At 60.3% G+C, this 15,766-nt stretch carries 20 protein-coding genes; 8 read left to right on the top strand and 12 right to left on the bottom strand.

Annotation, left to right across the window (positions count from 1 at the left end):
* The first annotated feature begins 144 nt into the window (after positions 1-144).
* On the top strand, positions 145-999 hold the full coding sequence (locus OEG84_RS15005; RefSeq protein ID WP_267654498.1) for an SDR family NAD(P)-dependent oxidoreductase: 855 nt from the start codon (positions 145-147) through the stop codon (positions 997-999).
* Between the two features lie 256 nt (positions 1,000-1,255).
* Here OEG84_RS15005 and OEG84_RS15000 read toward each other — a convergent pair whose 3' ends face one another.
* Positions 1,256-2,410, bottom strand: a complete 1,155-nt coding sequence (locus OEG84_RS15000; protein ID WP_267656197.1) for an alpha-hydroxy acid oxidase — start codon at positions 2,408-2,410, stop codon at positions 1,256-1,258.
* Positions 2,411-2,927: 517 nt separating this feature from the next.
* Here OEG84_RS15000 and OEG84_RS14995 point away from each other — a divergent pair.
* Complete coding sequence (locus OEG84_RS14995) at positions 2,928-3,569, top strand: LysE family translocator (RefSeq protein WP_267656196.1); 642 nt, start codon at positions 2,928-2,930, stop codon at positions 3,567-3,569.
* Here OEG84_RS14995 and OEG84_RS14990 read toward each other — a convergent pair whose 3' ends face one another.
* The 3 genes from OEG84_RS14990 to OEG84_RS14980 are packed head-to-tail and all read right to left on the bottom strand — an operon-like array spanning position 3,570 to position 5,602.
* Positions 3,570-4,058: a hypothetical protein gene (locus OEG84_RS14990; RefSeq protein WP_267654497.1), complete on the bottom strand. Its 489-nt coding sequence runs from the start codon at positions 4,056-4,058 to the stop codon at positions 3,570-3,572. It lies immediately after the preceding gene.
* 7 nt (positions 4,059-4,065) lie between these two features.
* Positions 4,066-5,301 (bottom strand): dual-specificity RNA methyltransferase RlmN, encoded by a 1,236-nt coding sequence (rlmN, locus tag OEG84_RS14985; RefSeq protein ID WP_267656195.1) that lies wholly within the window; start codon positions 5,299-5,301, stop codon positions 4,066-4,068.
* Positions 5,302-5,341: 40 nt separating this feature from the next.
* Positions 5,342-5,602 (bottom strand): hypothetical protein, encoded by a 261-nt coding sequence (locus OEG84_RS14980; protein WP_267654496.1) that lies wholly within the window; start codon positions 5,600-5,602, stop codon positions 5,342-5,344.
* A 98-nt stretch (positions 5,603-5,700) separates the two neighbouring features.
* Here OEG84_RS14980 and OEG84_RS14975 point away from each other — a divergent pair, with 98 nt between their 5' ends.
* Positions 5,701-6,393 (top strand): helix-turn-helix transcriptional regulator, encoded by a 693-nt coding sequence (locus OEG84_RS14975; protein ID WP_267654495.1) that lies wholly within the window; start codon positions 5,701-5,703, stop codon positions 6,391-6,393.
* A 25-nt stretch (positions 6,394-6,418) separates the two neighbouring features.
* Here the strand turns inward: OEG84_RS14975 and OEG84_RS14970 are convergent, their stop codons facing one another.
* The 3 genes from OEG84_RS14970 to OEG84_RS14960 form a co-directional block, all read right to left on the bottom strand.
* Positions 6,419-6,802, bottom strand: coding sequence for a hypothetical protein (locus OEG84_RS14970; protein ID WP_267654494.1), 384 nt, complete (start codon positions 6,800-6,802; stop codon positions 6,419-6,421).
* Positions 6,803-6,821: 19 nt separating this feature from the next.
* A complete protein-coding gene (locus OEG84_RS14965) occupies positions 6,822-6,974 on the bottom strand; it encodes a hypothetical protein (protein WP_267654493.1) in 153 nt (50 codons plus the stop codon).
* A gap of 168 nt (positions 6,975-7,142) precedes the next feature.
* Positions 7,143-7,715: a TetR/AcrR family transcriptional regulator gene (locus tag OEG84_RS14960; protein WP_267654492.1), complete on the bottom strand. Its 573-nt coding sequence runs from the start codon at positions 7,713-7,715 to the stop codon at positions 7,143-7,145.
* An 80-nt stretch (positions 7,716-7,795) separates the two neighbouring features.
* On the opposite strand from OEG84_RS14960, the gene OEG84_RS14955 reads away from it, so the two are divergent.
* A complete protein-coding gene (locus OEG84_RS14955; protein WP_267654491.1) occupies positions 7,796-8,200 on the top strand; it encodes a DUF8051 family protein in 405 nt (134 codons plus the stop codon).
* 85 nt (positions 8,201-8,285) lie between these two features.
* On the opposite strand, the gene OEG84_RS14950 is transcribed toward OEG84_RS14955, so the two are convergent.
* The gene (locus OEG84_RS14950; RefSeq protein ID WP_267654490.1) at positions 8,286-8,789 is read right to left on the bottom strand and encodes an invasion associated locus B family protein; all 504 of its coding nucleotides are present in this window, start codon (positions 8,787-8,789) and stop codon (positions 8,286-8,288) included.
* 290 nt (positions 8,790-9,079) lie between these two features.
* On the opposite strand from OEG84_RS14950, the gene OEG84_RS14945 reads away from it, so the two are divergent.
* Positions 9,080-9,655, top strand: coding sequence for a sigma-70 family RNA polymerase sigma factor (locus tag OEG84_RS14945; RefSeq protein ID WP_267654489.1), 576 nt, complete (start codon positions 9,080-9,082; stop codon positions 9,653-9,655).
* Between the two features lie 61 nt (positions 9,656-9,716).
* Here OEG84_RS14945 and OEG84_RS14940 read toward each other — a convergent pair whose 3' ends face one another.
* Both OEG84_RS14940 and OEG84_RS14935 read right to left on the bottom strand, forming a co-directional pair.
* The gene (locus OEG84_RS14940; protein WP_267654488.1) at positions 9,717-10,112 is read right to left on the bottom strand and encodes a YkvA family protein; all 396 of its coding nucleotides are present in this window, start codon (positions 10,110-10,112) and stop codon (positions 9,717-9,719) included.
* 59 nt (positions 10,113-10,171) lie between these two features.
* Complete coding sequence (locus OEG84_RS14935; RefSeq protein WP_267654487.1) at positions 10,172-10,483, bottom strand: 4a-hydroxytetrahydrobiopterin dehydratase; 312 nt, start codon at positions 10,481-10,483, stop codon at positions 10,172-10,174.
* A gap of 33 nt (positions 10,484-10,516) precedes the next feature.
* On the opposite strand from OEG84_RS14935, the gene OEG84_RS14930 reads away from it, so the two are divergent.
* A complete protein-coding gene (locus tag OEG84_RS14930) occupies positions 10,517-11,038 on the top strand; it encodes a low molecular weight protein-tyrosine-phosphatase (protein ID WP_267654486.1) in 522 nt (173 codons plus the stop codon).
* Here OEG84_RS14930 and thpR read toward each other — a convergent pair.
* Positions 10,966-11,556, bottom strand: coding sequence for an RNA 2',3'-cyclic phosphodiesterase (thpR, locus tag OEG84_RS14925; protein WP_267654485.1), 591 nt, complete (start codon positions 11,554-11,556; stop codon positions 10,966-10,968). The genes OEG84_RS14930 and thpR overlap by 73 nt on opposite strands.
* Before the next feature lie 180 nt (positions 11,557-11,736).
* Positions 11,737-12,378: an arylesterase gene (locus OEG84_RS14920; protein WP_267654484.1), complete on the bottom strand. Its 642-nt coding sequence runs from the start codon at positions 12,376-12,378 to the stop codon at positions 11,737-11,739.
* A 71-nt stretch (positions 12,379-12,449) separates the two neighbouring features.
* On the opposite strand from OEG84_RS14920, the gene OEG84_RS14915 reads away from it, so the two are divergent.
* Together OEG84_RS14915 and OEG84_RS14910 are read left to right on the top strand one after the other, a co-directional pair.
* Positions 12,450-13,160 (top strand): ABC transporter ATP-binding protein, encoded by a 711-nt coding sequence (locus tag OEG84_RS14915; RefSeq protein ID WP_267654483.1) that lies wholly within the window; start codon positions 12,450-12,452, stop codon positions 13,158-13,160.
* Entirely contained in the window at positions 13,160-15,715 is a 2,556-nt protein-coding gene (locus tag OEG84_RS14910) for an ABC transporter permease (protein WP_267654482.1), read from the top strand. Before OEG84_RS14915 ends, OEG84_RS14910 begins: the two co-directional genes overlap by 1 nt.
* Positions 15,716-15,766 lie beyond the last annotated feature (51 nt).

Raw genomic sequence — 15,766 nt, 5'->3', positions numbered from 1 at the left:
AGTATTTGAGCGCTTGATGGCTGGATTGAACCATTCTGCCGCCAGACTTTCCTCCGCGGGGCTGTGTGGAAAGCAGCGCGATTGACGCGCGGCCGGCTTGCACCCTATGGCTCAAGCGACAGATCACAGCAAAGGAAGCGCACAATGGCTCATCTCCAATCGGTAATTGCCAAGGGCAAAGTCGCGGTGGTGACCGGCGCCGCATCCGGTATCGGCCTTGCCGCGGTCCGGACTTTCGCGGCAGCCGGCATGCGCGTGGTGCTGGTAGACGTCAATCGGGAAGCGCTGGCGGAAGCTGTGAAAACGGTGGGTGCGCTGGCCAACAATCCAGCCAGCGACATTGTGGCGATTGAAACCGATGTCAGTGATATCGAAGCCATCGGCGCGCTTGAGCGTGCCGTTGCCGACCGATTCGGGGCGGTGCACCTCATGATGAACAATGCCGGCGTTCAGCCCGGCAGCAGCCTTTTCGGCCCGCAGGCCAACTGGGACGTGGTGCTCAATGTCAATCTGATGGGGATCATCCACGGAACCCGCGCCTTCGGACCTGGAATGATGGCGCATGGCGAGCCGGCGATGATCATCAATACCGGCTCGAAGCAGGGCATCACCACGCCGCCGGGCGATCCGGCCTATAATGTCGCAAAGGCCGGCGTGAAGGCCTTTACCGAAGCCTTGCAACACGAATTGCGCAATACGCCGGAGTGCCAGGTCAGCGCTCATTTGCTGATTCCGGGCTATGTCCATACGGCGCTCACAGCCAGGGGGCGGACCGAAAAGCCGGCAGCAGCCTGGACCCCGGAACAGACCGTCGAGTTCATGATGGAGAGCCTCGAACGGGGCGATTTCTACATCCTGTGCCCCGACAATGACGTCGACCGCGCCACCGATGAGAAGCGTATCGCCTGGGCGGCGGGCGACATCATCGAAAACCGCCCGCCGCTGTCGCGCTGGCATCCGGATTACAAGGCAAAATTCGAAGATTCCCTGAATAAATAGTGCCGGGAACTATTTATCAAAGAAGAACGGAGGACTGTTCGGCGGGTAAACCAGCGGTGCCGGGTATCGAAAATCGTGCTGGCACGACATGATGGTTGTTGCCGTTATGCTCCCCATTTGGAGTGGTTGAATTGGACGTAAGCGAGTGTATCGTCCTATCAATCGATCGATGGTCCAATGTATGCCGCGTTGATATTGGTCCAGCGGTCGAACCCCGAGCAAAGAATAAGGACAGCTTGAGCCAGATAAGGCTTTGTCAGTTGATGCCCCGGAACGCCAGGTTTGAGCGTGAAAGTTCATTAACTGAACGGCAGCCCATTAAACGCATATCTCTTTCGATCTCAGCTTTCATGAGACCAAGAGCGCGCTCAACGCCAGGCTGACCTGCGGCAGCCAGCGGGTAGAGATAGAAACGCCCGCCACCAACAGCTTTGGCACCGAGCGAAAGTGCTTTGAGGATGTGGGTGCCGCGCTGGATGCCGCTGTCCATAATGACATCAATCTTGTGTCCCACCGCATCGACAATTTCAGCAAGTGCATCAAACGGAGCACGAGAGCCGTCAAGTTGCCGCCCACCGTGGTTGGAGAGCACGATGCCCGTGCAGCCAATATCGACTGCCTTTTTGGCATCCTCAACACTCATGATGCCTTTGAGACAGAACTGACCGTCCCATTCCTTGACCATCTGAGCCACATCATCCCAGTTCATCGAGGGATCAAGCATTTCTGTAAAATAGCGTCCAATGGACAGGGCGCCATCGCTCATGTCCACGTGGTCATCCAGCTGAGGAAGCGCGAATTTTGGATGGGTGACGTAATTGATGCCCCACAGTGGCTTGATGGCAAATTGAGCCATGCCAGCAAGAGACAGCTTGAACGGGATCGAAAAACCGGTGCGCAGGTCGCGCTCTCTGTTGCCTCCGGTGATGCTGTCGACAGTCAGCATCATGACTTCAACACCAGCTTCCTTGGCGCTTTCCATCATTGCCCGGTTCAGGCCGCGGTCCTTGTGAAAATAGAACTGATAGACTTGCGGGTTTTTGTATTTCTCGCGAATTTCCTTGAGGCTGACTGTGCCGAGAGACGAAACGCCGAACATGGTGCCGAATTTTTCTGCTGCTGCTGCGACCGCATTTTCACCATCGTGATGGAAAAGCCGTTGCAGCGCCGTTGGCGAACAATAAATCGGCATGTCGAGTTTTTGCCCCATGACTGTCACGGACATGTCGACGGTCTCTACCCCTCGCAGGACATTCGGGATCAGATCGCAAGTATCGAAGCTCGCCGTATTGCGGTTATAGGTGACCTCGTCGTCAGCTGCGCCGTCAATATAGTTGAAAATTGGACTGGGCAGCCTGCGTTTGGCGAGAGTGCGGAAATCCTGAAAGTTGTGGCAATGCTTAAGCCGCATATTTTTCACGCCCAATTTGCAATAATCAATCACTTCAGTTCGTCGAACTGAACAAACCAGGCGGGTTGAGGCACTGCTGATTTGGACCAATGACCGGAGCATAAACCATCAGATCTTGCGCTGGTAGTGCCATCCGAATTGTGGACGACAGAATCCCCGAAGTTCCCAAAAGCGCCGCGCATCCAAGTGGATGCGCAAAGGACGCTGGATCTCTTTGAATCAATGCAAATACAGTTCATTCTTGTCTGCTTGAAGGTGTTCTCATTATGGTGGATCGTGTCCGTTATCAGTTAGCGGACCGAAAATACCCAGGGTCCGCTCCCGGCCAGTTTTGACGGTTGGTTGATCATCGGCCAATTCAATTCGCGGGACCCTGGTTTTGCTGCCTACGGGTTTAATGGGACATCTGACGGTCTCCGCTGGCCCATAAATCCTGGCCTGGATAATGACCCGATTGGCGGTGCGCTGAAACTGGCATAAGACAGTGTTTCCGCTGATCAGGATCACCGACATGTTTATGGACTACATACCCGGCCTGCCCATCCTTGCTGCGTTTGCTCTTGCAACGCTTTTGCTGGCGATCACACCCGGCCCGGACATGACCTTGTGGATGAGCCGGACCATACGCGACGGTCGGGCCATCGGCATGATGACCCTGCTCGGCACCAATCTGGGCATTGGCATACACACGCTGCTTGTGGCCTTCGGCGTGTCGGCGCTGGTGGTTGCCTCCCCGGTGGCCTTTCTGGTTCTGAAAACCGGAGGCGCGGGCTATCTGCTCTGGCTCGCCATTCAGGCTTTGCGGAACCGGTCGGTTCTCTCGGTCAAAACCACAGGCAAAACCAATGCGTCGATGGGCAAGGCATTTCTCAATGGCCTGTGGGTCAATCTGCTCAATCCGAAGGTAATCATCTTCTTCATGACCTTCCTGCCGCAATTCGTCAGTGTCAGCGACCCGCATGTGACCGGAAAGCTGATCTTTCTGGGATTGCTGTCGATTCTGATTGCGCTGCCGATTGCTATTGTCGTTGTGCTCGGCGCCAACGGGCTGGCGGATTGGCTGAAGCGCAAACCGCAGGTGATGCGGATCGTTGATTATGTCTTTGCGGCGGTGTTTTCGGTGTTTGCGGTCAAGATCCTGCTGACCCAAAGCCGCTGATCAGGTGTCGCTCTCCACTGGTCCAGCGCGTTCGCTGGGCAGCCAGCGGCCAGCATTGCGGCCCGTCAGCAGCCAGTAGACGCTGGCGCCGATAATGGCGCAGGCGGTGCGAATGGCGATCAGCATTGCCGGTTCGAGCGTATCGGTGCCGCCAGCCGAGTATCCGGAGACGTAAGGCAGGCCGGCAATAGCGAGCGCCAGCATGGCGCCGGCGAGCGCATGACTGAGCCAGTCGCGCAGCCGCAGGAATTCGAACACGGCGATGATCGCCAGCGCCGGCAGCAGCACGGCACGGGCAAAGATGCTGGCGACGCCGAGCACGCCGACGGCGAGCGTGACCGTAAGTTCAAGTTCGTCAATCCGGCCAAAATCTGCAGGCACGATCAGCCGCGCCAAGAACACATAAGCCAAGGCCGCCGCCACGCAGCCGAGGAAAAAGCCGAAGGCAATCGAGAACATTCGGCCGAGTAGGCGCATCATATCGCTCATGGCGGCGTCAGTCGGCGCCGTGGCCGGCGATCATTATCGCTTCCAGCGCCAGCCGCTCGGTCTTGCGCATGCGCTCGGACTCGCTCTTGAGCTGGCCGCAGGCGGCGAGGATATCGCGGCCGCGCGGCCGACGGATCGGCGAGGCATAGCCGTTGGCATTGACGAAATCGGCGAAGGTCTCGATCGTGTCCCAGTCCGAACATTCGTAATTGGAGCCGGGCCAGGGATTGAACGGGATGAGATTGATCTTGGCGGGAATGCCCTTGAGCAGCCGCACCAGTTCCTTGGCGTCGGCAAGGCTGTCATTGACGCCCTTGAGCATCACATACTCAAAAGTGATGCGACGCGCATTGGAGACGCCGGGATAGGTGCGGCAGGCGTCGAGAAGTTCTTTTAACGGGTACTTCTTGTTGATCGGCACCAGTTCGTCGCGCAATTCGTCGCGCACGGCGTGCAGCGAGATTGCCAGCATGACGCCGATTTCCTCGCCGGTGCGGACGATTCCGGGCACCACGCCGGAGGTCGATAGCGTGATTCGGCGACGCGACAGGGCCAGCCCGTCGCCATCGGCGGCAATCAGCAGCGCCTGTTTGACATGGTCGAAATTATAGAGCGGTTCGCCCATGCCCATCATGACGATGTTGGTGACCTTGCGGCCTTCGGTCGGCACAATGGCGCCCTGCGGCGTGTCCCGGTGTGGGAAATCACCGAGCCGGTCGCGGGCGACAAGCAATTGCGCCAGGATTTCCTCGGCAGTGAGATTGCGCACCAGCTTCTGGGTGCCGGTGTGGCAGAAGGTGCAGGTCAGCGTGCAACCGACCTGGCTGGAAATGCACAGCGTGCCGCGGCCTTCCTCGGGAATATAGACGGTTTCGACCTCGACCGGCCGGCCGGCGCCACGCGGCGGAAACCGCATCAGCCATTTGCGGGTGCCGTCGTTGGAAATCTGTTCCTCGACAATCTCGGGGCGAGCAATGGTGAAGCGGGCGTCAAGCTGCTCGCGCAATTCGCGCGAGATCGTGTGCATGTCGGCAAAATGGGATGAGCCGCGCACATAAAGCCAGTGCCAGATCTGGTTGACCCGCATCTTGCGCTGGCGCTCGGGCACGCCGGCATCGGCCATGGCGGCGACCATCTCGTCGCGGCTCATTCCGACAAGGGTCGGCTTGCCATCGAGGGCCTGTGCGGAAGACGGGCGGACGGGACGTGCGGAAGGGTCTGTCAGGTCAAGGGTAACTGGCATCGGGGGTTCGGCGCTCATGTTTCACGAAGGCCGGGTCCTATCAGGTTTTGCCGGGCGCGTCACCTCCACGCTCGCGCGTCCCTCCGGGCGCCGCCCTGGTGGCGGCTGATGCCATCAGGGAAAGTCCACCCAGCAGTTGCCGCACCAATCGGCCAAAGTGATTGGACGAGGCTGGCGATACGGTGCGGTCGGCGGTGGCCCCAGACCTGTGAGGATTGTGCCCATTGCGGGTAGCTGCGGCGGGATCGCGCCAGGGGCCAAGCTTCAGGGCCATCATCGTGGCATGGTCGTAATAGCTCATATCCGGTCTCCTTGTTTTCGGATCAGACCAGATCGCTGCTGACACCCTGTTGTCAGGGGGAGTGCTATAGTGTCAGGAGTGGTCAGGGAGCTTTTGCCATGCGCCGATCAAACCGCCTGTTTGAAATCATCCAGATCCTGCGCTCGGCCGAACGGCCGATGACGGCGGAGATGTTGGCGCGACAGAATGAGGTTTCGGCACGGACGATCTACCGCGACATTTCCGCCCTGCAGATCATGGGCACGCCGATCGAGGGCGAACCCGGCATCGGCTATGTGATGCGCAAGGGCTATGATCTGCCGCCGCTGAATTTCGATCTCGAGGAAATCGAGGCCTTGCGGGTCGGGCTGGCGCTGCTGTCGCGCACCGGCGACAGCGCCTTGCAATACGCGGCGCGGCGGATTCATGCCAAGGTTGACGCGCTGCATGGCCCGGCCGATTGGCTGCAGGTGGCGCCCTGGGGCGCGCCGCTGGATGACCCGGCCAAGGGCTGCATTTCGGTTTCGAGCCTGCGCAATGCCATTCGCAATGAACGCAAATTGCGGCTGACCTATCGCGATGACCAGGGTCAGGAGACGGTGCGCACGGTGCGGCCACTGGCGCTGGTCTATCATCTCGAATGCATGATGCTCGCCGGCTGGTGTGAACTCAGGGCCTCGTTCAGGCATTTCCGCACCGACCGGATTTATGGCTGCGATGTTCTCGATGACCGGTTTTCAGGTCAATCCGGGGCGCTGAGGGCGATCTGGCTGGAACAAAATCCGTGGAGCGAAGCCAGCGCCGGAGCCTGATTATCAAAGGCGCAATCAGGACCAATCAGTCGTGCGCGAGACAACGCCTGGCAAAGGCGGTGATGGCGTTGCCATTGGTGACCCCGCGCATGATCGTGCCCTGTTCAGAGAAATACACGGAAACGCGCTTGGAAGGCGCGGCCAAGTTTGCTGCGAGGAGATTTGCAATCTGCTCTGGCGCCAATGGAGGGGTCAGCAGGATATCGTCTCCCTGTCGGCGGCGCCAAACGGCGTCGCGGAAGAGAAATTGGGTATAGTTCTTGAGATTGTCCGCGGTTATGACGCTATCGGCCCGCATGTAAATGTTGGCACGCAGGGTCTCCGTCCAGCCGTCACGGACTCGGTCGAGGGTGTTCGGGAACCACATATTGAGGACAAACCTCAATTGCGGCGCCTCCGAGCAGATCATCCACAGGCCGGACCAATGCCTACCAACCGCGTGCGATCCGGATGCTGTCGGTAGCGACGATATCGTCGAGCGGCGGCAGCGTTTCGCCGCGGTCATGCCAGTAGGCAACGACCAGGACGAGGGTAAAGGCAAGAATGCCGAAAAGCGGTTTTCTGACTTTCTTCCACCGCATGCCCGGTATCCGGTTGACCTTTTTGATGTCGGGTTGATCGTTGCGCTTCACGGCAATTCTCTCATGGGGCGGGTGACGTCGTGTCGGCAAACTATATCACCATCACCCGACAGGCTGTGCGTGATCTGCGCGGTGGTTAACGCATGAGTGGCGATTGGCGGCGATCCGTCATTGCGGCGCCGGGGGCGTCAGCACGGCGTCGACAAAGCTGGAAATGTTTGTCGGAGTGAGCGCCGGTTCAGCGGCGAGTTGTTCCATGCCGATCAGCGCGGCATAGAGGAACGAGGCGCGCGAGCGGGCTTCGGGGCCTGTCAGTCCGGCGGCGCGCAGTTGCAGGGTCAGAAATGCCAGCCGCTCGGCATCGGCGTCACGGACAACTGCCTGAACCGCGGCATCGCCGCTGGCCCAGTGGCGGATCGCGGTTTCGGCCATGGCGCCACCATAATCGCGCGCCGGAACATCGAGAACGTCTTCGAATAGCCGGACAATCAGCGCACGCGGCGCCAGCTCGGCTGCTGTCAGCGAGGTGATCAGGTCATGGGTTGCGACCTGTTGCCAGTGGCTCACCATCGCCGCCTTCAGCGCAGCCAGATCCTTGAAATGCCAATAGAACGAGCCTTTGGTGACTTCGAGCTCGCGGCACAACAGATCGACCCGGATGGCCTTCGGGCCGTCAGCGGTCAGCAGCCGGAAGGCTGCCTTGATCCAGTCCTGTGGGGTGAGTCGCTGTTGTCGGGTCATGCCTAACCATACCCAAAGTATTGACAGGGGCAACAGGTTTATGTTGGATAGAATCCATACCCAAAGTATGGAGAAAGCCGATGTATCAGACGATCAATCCGGGCCGGGCGGCCAGGACGGCGGGCTGGCTGTTGTTGTTGCTGGTGGCAAGTTTCATCACCCTGGTTCCCGGCGGGCCGGTTGAAACCCGCGATTTCAGCGCGCTTGGCGGCCCGGTGTTCTGGGGCTTCAACGTGTTTCTGATTTCTCCGGGACTGATTGCCATCGGGGCGGCGATAGGCTTGCTCGGCGGCAGGCCAAAAGCTGCGTGGGCGGCGATTGCTGCGTGCTGGGGCTATGTGTTCGTGGTGTTGCTGGATCTTGGCGGCGTGTTTCCGCGCTCGCCGGATCCAATCCCGCTGATGCTGGGGCTGATCGAGATCTTCGATCTGATTCTTGCCTTCTATGTCGGGCTTCTGAGCCACAAGACGCTGGGGCATCTGTGAGCGGTCGGCGAAGGCTGTAGGCCAAATATAGAAAAGGCCGGGATCAACCGGCCTTCTCATTGATGCGGAGCGGATGGCTCGCGCTTTATTTGCAGCTGGCGATCTTGCTGAGCGCCGCGGTCACACCCTTGAGCGAATAGCTGTAGGAGGTGTTGGTGCCTCGCCGCGACACCGCCTTGACCGACATCGTCGATCCCGCCTTCATGGCCGCCACCAGTTTCGGCTCCTGGGCCGCGTTCTCGACCCAGCCGGAATTGCCACGGCTGAACATGGTGAAATTCTGGCCGTCGATGTTGACGGTGATCTTGGAGGATTCCTGCAGCGGGTAGCCCATCATCGCATTCGGCTCGTAGCTGACATTCTGCCCCGGACGTTGCGAAATCAGGAAAAAGATATCGCCGTGATCGACATTGGTGGGCGCCGAACTGATCGGCACTGACAAAACATAGCAAACCTTGCCGCCCGCCGAATTGTAAGAATAGGCGCCCCAGGCGTCGAATTGCTGGATTCTGGTGGGCGATTGCGCCCACGCGGCGGCGGTCAAAGCAAAAAGCGCCGTCACTGCGGTTGCGATTGTCTTCCCAAACATGATTTTCCTACCAGTTCGTGGTCTCGTTTTGCGGGCCTCTGGCCCAGATAATTCTCGCGGATGGCGAGTTGATTGGTTCATTTTGACTTAATCCTGGTTACCAAAGCGTCAATGAAATCCCCATCAGGGGTGTGAACTTGCCGCAGCCTGGATTGTCGGGTCCCTTGCTCACTGTTTGTAACAACCTGAATCCGGCAAGAGTTTGACCTTTGCCAATTCCCGTGTAGGTGTTTGTCAGATGACTTTGGATGGTACCGGTCGCAATCAGGTAACGGGGTTTTGCGGGGTGAATGTCGAATAATCTGAAACAGCGGTTTGCCCAGCTTGTCGAGGCGGTGGCCGTCAGGCGCGACCAGCAGGCGTTTGCCGAATTGTTCGATTATTTTGCGCCACGGCTCAAATCCTATCTGCAAAGGCTCGGCATGGAGCCATCGCAAGCCGAAGAAATGACCCAGGAAGTGATGATCGTGCTGTGGCACAAGGCGGCCATGTTCGATCCGTCAAAGGCCTCGCTCTCCACCTGGCTGTTTCGCGTGGCCCGCAATCGCCGCATCGACGCGCTCAGACGTGACCGCTCGGACCTGCTTGATCCGCATGATCCGGCCTTGCAGCCGCCACCAGCAGAAGCTGCCGATGACATTGTCGAGGCCGAGGAACGCGACCATCTGGTTCGCACGGCGATGCTTGAATTGCCCGAAGAACAGGTGATGCTGCTGCAACAGGCGTTTTTTCTCGGCCGCTCGCACAGCCAGATTGCCGACGAGACCGGACTGCCATTGGGCACGGTCAAATCCCGCATCCGGCTGGCGTTCTCGCGGTTGCGCCGCAGCCTGGAGCAGGGCGATGGCGATATGACGCTGCATTGAGCGAGCTGCTTCGACCCGGAACTGACTGATTGGCTGCGATTTTAAAGCCCGAATTCGGGTTTCAGCCGGTTTGGGCGTCTTCATCCATTTCGGCCAGTGCCTTGCGGGCGGCGGCGCGGTGGGCGTCGGTCATGTTGGAGCGAATGGTGGCGATCGCCAATGTCAACACGGCGATGTCGTCGGAAAAGCCTACCAGCGCCAGAAAGTCGGGAATCGCATCCATCGGCATGATGAAATAGGCCAGTGCGCCAAACAGCACAGCTCGGGATTTGCCCGGCGTCTGCGGGTCGAGCGCGCAATAATAGGCCGCCACCAGATCCTCGGCGAAGGGGATCTGCCGCGCCGCCTTCTTGAAGGTGCGCCAGAAGCCGGCGCGCACCGAGGCTTCGTTGGCACCCTTGTCGGACTCGCCGAATTGTGTTTCCGGCTCGAGAATTTCACCCTCAAGGGCATTCATGTGATGTCCTCCGGGACAAATGATTGATCCTTGCTATATGGGCGTTCGGTGGCCCGGCTTCAACGTTTGGTGCCGGTTCCGGCGGCTATTCGGTCCATGGCGGTGGCGAGATCGAAGTCCAACCCGGTCAGGCCGCCTGCGTCATGGGTGGTCAGCCGCACCTCAACGTTGCGGTAAACATTTTTCCATTCGGGATGATGATCGAGCTTCTCGGCAACCAGTGCTGCGCGGGTCATGAAGCCGAAGGCCTCGCTGAAATTGGCAAACTTGAAATGTCGCGTCAGCGCGGTTTCACCCGCATCCACCTCCCAGTCGGGGACGCTGGCGAGCTTTTCGGAAACGGCTGTGCTATCGAGTTTCGGGCGCGACATGGGCTACTCCGGGGTTAGAGGGACTGTACGACTATGAAACAGACTAGTGCAGCGGATGGCGGAAAAAAGGCTCAATTTTCGGTGTTGTTTGTCTGCATGGGTAATATCTGCCGGTCACCGCTGGCCGAAGGCATTTTCCGGCAAGGCCTGATGGATGCCGGCCTGAACGAAATGGTCGCGGTCGATTCGGCCGGCACCGGCAACTGGCATGCGGGCGATGGGCCCGATCCGCGTTCTGTGGAAACGGCCGCCGGCTACGGGATCGACATCTCGATGCAACGGGCGCGCCAGGTGACCTCTGCGGATTATGACCGGTTCGATCTGATTTTGGCAAGTGCACGGGCCAACGAGGCGACGCTGCTGGCCCGTGCACTTGCCGCCCGGCATGAGCGGATCCATTTGTTTCTCGAATATGCCACGGCCTCCCGCGCCGACATCCCCGACCCCTATTATGGCGGCGGCAACGGTTTCGAGGCTGTCTATCAGTTGCTGCGCGAGGGCTGCATCCAGCTGGTTTCCAGGCTTGGCACCGAGTTGCGCCAGCCGAGCGGATAGGCTTCTTCGACGATATAGGGCCCGCCGCCAACCGAATCGCGTGCCGACATCACCACGAAACGGCCAACATCGAAGGGCTGGGTGCGGAAATCGCCACGGCCACCGAGATAGTCGACCACATCGCCAAGCCGTGGATGCCTGAGCCGCGCCAGCGTGACATGCGGGGAAAACCGCCGTGGATCGGGCGCAAGACCCAACCGCTGGCAGATCCGCTCGATTTCGGCTTGCAGCGCCTTGAGTTCGACTGAGGGCGCGACGCCGGCCCAGATCGAATGCGGCCTCTTGGAGCCGAACAAGCCCATTCCCGCCAGTGTCAGCGAAAACGACGATCGGTCGATCCGGTCAAGCGCATTGATCACCTCGTCGGCGGTGGGGCCGTCAACATCGCCGATAAAACGCAAGGTTATGTGATAATTCTCGACATCCAGCCAGCGCGCGCCGGGCAATCCGCCGCGCAACAGGGAGAGCGATAACGCTGCCTCCCGCGGGATTTCGAGAGCGGTGAAGAGCCTTGGCATCGCTGTCTCCCCGAATTGTCGGATAACTTAAACGAATCATGACACGGGCCCAAGAGCAAGCGCCGAATGCGCGCCGTACCCGAATGGTGCTGCTTGCCCACTGCTATCGCCGGATCGGCGTGCCTTGCCGGTTGCTGGTTTGATGAGCTGTGGGCAGGCTGCGTGTTGGGCCGTGCCGGGTCACTCGCTCTTGATTCGCGTCAGGAACGCTTCGGCAACGGATGCGAAGCGCTCGACCATGGTGCTGATTCCTTGAGGGTTGGGGTGCATGCCGTCAGACAACTGCAACGAAGGATTGCCAGCCACGCCATCGAGGAAAAATGGATAGAACGTCAGATCGTACTTTGCAGCAAGATCAGGATAAATGGCGTTGAAGCTGGTTTCATAGTCAGCTCCCATATTTGGCGGCGCCAGCATTCCGGCCAGCAGCACCGGAATGCCACGTTCGGTGAGCCTGGCGATCATTGCCTCCAGGTTTTCGCGGGATTTTTCCGGTGGCAGGCCGCGCAGCGCGTCGTTGGCGCCAAGTTCGAGAATGACGCCATCGACACCATCGGGAATTGACCAGTCGAGCCGCGCCAGCCCGCCCGAGGTGGTGTCACCCGATACACCGGCATCGATGATCTCGACATCGTGGCCGCGGGCACGCAATTCGGCCTCGAGCCGGGCTGGAAAACCCTCGTCCGCGGCAAGATTATAGGCCGCCATCAGGCTGTCGCCGAAGCCAACCAGCTTCACTGCGCCCTCAGCCATGGCATGGCCGGACAGCGCGAAAACAGCGGCGATGGAAAACAACGCGGCGATCAAACCTTTAAAATGCATCAATGGGCTCCTAAGTGCTCGACAACAGTCCGTCCGTCGCCCGTTGCCTTTCCATATAGGATACCCTGCCTGTGTCTCAATCCATTGTTCAACTCCGGCAGGCGCATCTGACGCTTGGAAACGGCGCCTCGTCGGTGCATGTGCTCAAGGGCATCGATCTCGATATCGCCAAGGGCGAATCGGTCGGCATCGTCGGCCCGTCGGGCTCCGGCAAGTCCACGTTGCTGATGGTGGTGGCCGGGCTTGAAAGGCTCGACAGCGGCGAAGTCCGTGTCGCGGGTCATGCCCTGCACCAACTCGGCGAGGATGCGGTTGCCGCCGTGCGCGGTCGCTCGATCGGCATCGTGTTCCAGTCTTTCCATCTCATCCCAAACATGACGGCACTCGAAAATGTCGCGGTTCCATTGGAGCTTGCCGGCCGTGCCGATGCCTTCGAGCGTGCCCGGCAGGAGCTGGTAGCGGTTGGGCTTGGCGAGCGTCTGACCCATTATCCGGGCCAGCTTTCGGGTGGTGAACAGCAGCGTGTGGCGATTGCCCGGGCACTGGCGTCGGATCCGGTGCTGATCGTGGCTGACGAGCCGACCGGCAATCTCGACGGTGAAACTGGACGGCAAATCGCCGATCTGTTGTTTGCAAAACAGTCCGAGCGCGGCTCGACGCTGTTGCTGGTTACCCATGATGTTACCCTGGCCGAGCGTTGCGGCCGGCAGGTGTCGGTGCGGTCAGGGCGAATCGTCGACACCGATGAAGAGGCTGCGGCAGCAGCCAAGGCAATCGCCTGATGGCCGCGGCCAATCGCCTGCGGCTCGGTCTCGCGATGCGGCTGGCGCTGCGCGAATTGCGCGGCGGGCTGTCGGGATTTTACATTTTTCTCGCCTGCGTGGCGCTTGGCACCGGCGCCATCGCTGCGGTGAACTCGGTTTCCGAGATGATGACTGGATCGATCACGTCGGAAGGCCGGACAATTCTTGGCGGCGACGTTCGCTTCGAGGTCGAGAACCGTGATTTTACTGGTGCCGAGCGCACCTATCTCGAATCACTCGGCACGTCCTCGTCGGGCGCTGGGCTGCGTACCATGGCGCGGTTGCCTGACGGCTCCGACCAGTCGCTGGTCGAGTTGCGCGCCGTCGATGATGCCTACCCGCTCTATGGCGAGTTGGTGACCCAACCGGCACTCCCGGTGGATGAAGTGTTTGCCGAACAGGATGGCGTCTATGGCGCCATCGTGGCGCCGATCTTTCTCGACCGGCTGGCGTTGAAAATCGGTGATGAAGTGCTGGTTGGCCAGGCCCGGTTTGAAATTCGCGCCGCCATCGTCACCGAACCCGACGCTTTGTCTGAAGGTTTTGGCTTTGCACCGCGGCTGATGATCTCGCGCCAGGCGCTGGATGCCGCCGGGCTGGTCCGGCCCGGCAGCCTGGTTGAACAGAGCTACCGGATAAGGCTTGACGGTGGCACCGATGCGCGCGCACTGGCAGCGCTTCGCACCGAGGCGGGAGAGCGCTTTGCCGATGCCGGCTGGCAAATCCGCACCAGCCAGAACGCGGCGCCGGCGCTGACCCGCAACATCGAGCGGTTTTCTCAATTCCTGACGCTGGTCGGGCTCACCGCGCTGATCGTTGGCGGCGTCGGCATTGCCAATTCGGTGCGTGCCTGGCTTGAGGGCAAGCGCGGTGTGATCGCCACGCTCAAATGTGTCGGCGCGCCGGCCCGGCTGGTTGTGGCGATCTACCTGATCCAGGTGATGCTGATCGCCGGCTTTGGTGTGCTGCTCGGGTTGATTTTGGGTGCGGCGACACCGTTCTTCGCCGCTGGAGCGCTCTCTAGCGTGATTCCGATTTCGGTCGATGCCTCGTTTTATCCCGGTTCACTGGCCATTGCCGCCGGGTTCGGGTTGATGACGGCGTTTGCGTTTGCAGTGCTGCCGCTGGGCCGTGCCGGCGAAGTTCCGGCCACGGCGCTGTTTCGCCAGCAGGGGTTTGAGGCCAGCGGACTGCCGCGCTGGCCTTATTTGCTGACTGCCGGGCTGACGCTTGTGGCCTTGTGTGCTGCAGCAATCTGGTTTGCCGACGACCGCCGCATTGCCGGCATCTTCGTTGCCGCCGTGGCAGTGGCGTTTGCCGTGCTCAGGCTTGTCGGCCATGCGGTGCAGGCTGCCGCCCGTCGGTTTCCCACCGTCCGCTCGACGCCGCTCCGGCTTGCCATTGGCAATATCCACCGTCCCGGTGCGCTGACCCCTTCGGTGGTACTGTCGCTGGGGCTGGGGCTGGCGCTGCTGGTCACGCTGGCGCTGATCGACACAAATTTGCGGCGTGAACTCTCGGGCAATCTGCCCGACCGGGCGCCGAACTTCTTCTTTGTCGATATTCAGTCGAGTGAAATCGACGGATTCGAGAAGGTGGTGACGACGCTGGTGCCCGACGGCAAGGTCATCAAGGTGCCGATGCTCAGGGGCCGGATTACCGAACTCAAGGGCGAAGCCGTCAGCGTCGACAACGTGCCGCCGCAGGCGCGCTGGGTGCTGCGCGGCGACCGCGGCGTCACCTATGCCAAGAACCTGCCGGAAAATTCACGTCTGTCGGCGGGTCAATGGTGGCCGGCCGATTACCAGGGTGAACCGCTGGTGTCGTTCTCGTCCGAAGAGGCCGGTGAACTGGGGCTCAGCGTTGGCGATACCATCACGGTATCGGTTCTGGGGCGCTCGATCATCGCAAAAATCGCCAATCTGCGCGATGTTGAATGGGAATCGCTGTCGATCAATTTCGTCATGGTGTTTTCGCCCAATACATTTGCCGGCGCGCCGCATTCCTGGATGGCGACGCTGTCCGATCCGGGGGCCGATGCGGCGCTTGAGGGCGAGGTGCTGCGCGCCGTCACCCAAGCCTATCCGACTATTACCAGCGTTCGCGTCAAGGATGCGCTGGAACTGGCCAACCGGGTGGTCGGCCAGATCGGCATTGCCATCCGCGCTGCGGCTTTGGTGGCGCTGGTGGCGTCCGTGCTGGTGCTCGCCGGGGCGCTGGCTGCCGGCAACCGCTCGCGAATCCATGACGCGGTGGTGCTGAAGACGCTGGGGGCGACCCGGGCGACGCTGATTCGCGCCTATGTCTATGAATATGGCCTGCTCGGGCTGGCGACGGCGCTGTTTGCGCTGGCGTTTGGCGGCGTCGCAGCCTGGTTCGTGGTCAGCCGGATCATGACGCTGCCCTCGAGCTTCATGCCCGATATCGCACTCATGACGCTTGCTGGCGCGCTGCTGGTCACCGTCGGCATCGGCCTGATTGGCACCTGGCGGGTGCTTGGGCAAAAAGCCGCACCTGTTTTGCGCGAGCTTTAGGGCCAAACCGGCTTAATCATTAAGCATTTGGACCGGTTTTCGTACGTCATG

Source organism: Hoeflea algicola, assembly GCF_026619415.1.
Taxonomy (GTDB): Bacteria; Pseudomonadota; Alphaproteobacteria; order Rhizobiales; family Rhizobiaceae; genus Hoeflea; species Hoeflea algicola.
Note: the sequence above shows the minus strand (reverse complement) of the source record. Positions and strands in the feature narration are given on the sequence as shown.

What these genes read in the sequence shown, in the direction of transcription:
- OEG84_RS15005 (WP_267654498.1), top strand. Translation starts at nt 145, where the DNA reads ATGGCTCATCTCCAATCGGTAATTGCCAAGGGCAAAGTCGCGGTGGTG.
- OEG84_RS15000 (WP_267656197.1), bottom strand. Translation starts at nt 2,410, where the DNA reads ATGCGGCTTAAGCATTGCCACAACTTTCAGGATTTCCGCACTCTCGCC.
- OEG84_RS14995 (WP_267656196.1), top strand. Translation starts at nt 2,928, where the DNA reads ATGGACTACATACCCGGCCTGCCCATCCTTGCTGCGTTTGCTCTTGCA.
- OEG84_RS14990 (WP_267654497.1), bottom strand. Translation starts at nt 4,058, where the DNA reads ATGAGCGATATGATGCGCCTACTCGGCCGAATGTTCTCGATTGCCTTC.
- rlmN (WP_267656195.1), bottom strand. Translation starts at nt 5,301, where the DNA reads ATGCCAGTTACCCTTGACCTGACAGACCCTTCCGCACGTCCCGTCCGC.
- OEG84_RS14980 (WP_267654496.1), bottom strand. Translation starts at nt 5,602, where the DNA reads ATGAGCTATTACGACCATGCCACGATGATGGCCCTGAAGCTTGGCCCC.
- OEG84_RS14975 (WP_267654495.1), top strand. Translation starts at nt 5,701, where the DNA reads ATGCGCCGATCAAACCGCCTGTTTGAAATCATCCAGATCCTGCGCTCG.
- OEG84_RS14970 (WP_267654494.1), bottom strand. Translation starts at nt 6,802, where the DNA reads ATGATCTGCTCGGAGGCGCCGCAATTGAGGTTTGTCCTCAATATGTGG.
- OEG84_RS14965 (WP_267654493.1), bottom strand. Translation starts at nt 6,974, where the DNA reads ATGCGGTGGAAGAAAGTCAGAAAACCGCTTTTCGGCATTCTTGCCTTT.
- OEG84_RS14960 (WP_267654492.1), bottom strand. Translation starts at nt 7,715, where the DNA reads ATGACCCGACAACAGCGACTCACCCCACAGGACTGGATCAAGGCAGCC.
- OEG84_RS14955 (WP_267654491.1), top strand. Translation starts at nt 7,796, where the DNA reads ATGTATCAGACGATCAATCCGGGCCGGGCGGCCAGGACGGCGGGCTGG.
- OEG84_RS14950 (WP_267654490.1), bottom strand. Translation starts at nt 8,789, where the DNA reads ATGTTTGGGAAGACAATCGCAACCGCAGTGACGGCGCTTTTTGCTTTG.
- OEG84_RS14945 (WP_267654489.1), top strand. Translation starts at nt 9,080, where the DNA reads ATGTCGAATAATCTGAAACAGCGGTTTGCCCAGCTTGTCGAGGCGGTG.
- OEG84_RS14940 (WP_267654488.1), bottom strand. Translation starts at nt 10,112, where the DNA reads ATGAATGCCCTTGAGGGTGAAATTCTCGAGCCGGAAACACAATTCGGC.
- OEG84_RS14935 (WP_267654487.1), bottom strand. Translation starts at nt 10,483, where the DNA reads ATGTCGCGCCCGAAACTCGATAGCACAGCCGTTTCCGAAAAGCTCGCC.
- OEG84_RS14930 (WP_267654486.1), top strand. Translation starts at nt 10,517, where the DNA reads ATGAAACAGACTAGTGCAGCGGATGGCGGAAAAAAGGCTCAATTTTCG.
- thpR (WP_267654485.1), bottom strand. Translation starts at nt 11,556, where the DNA reads ATGCCAAGGCTCTTCACCGCTCTCGAAATCCCGCGGGAGGCAGCGTTA.
- OEG84_RS14920 (WP_267654484.1), bottom strand. Translation starts at nt 12,378, where the DNA reads ATGCATTTTAAAGGTTTGATCGCCGCGTTGTTTTCCATCGCCGCTGTT.
- OEG84_RS14910 (WP_267654482.1), top strand. Translation starts at nt 13,160, where the DNA reads ATGGCCGCGGCCAATCGCCTGCGGCTCGGTCTCGCGATGCGGCTGGCG.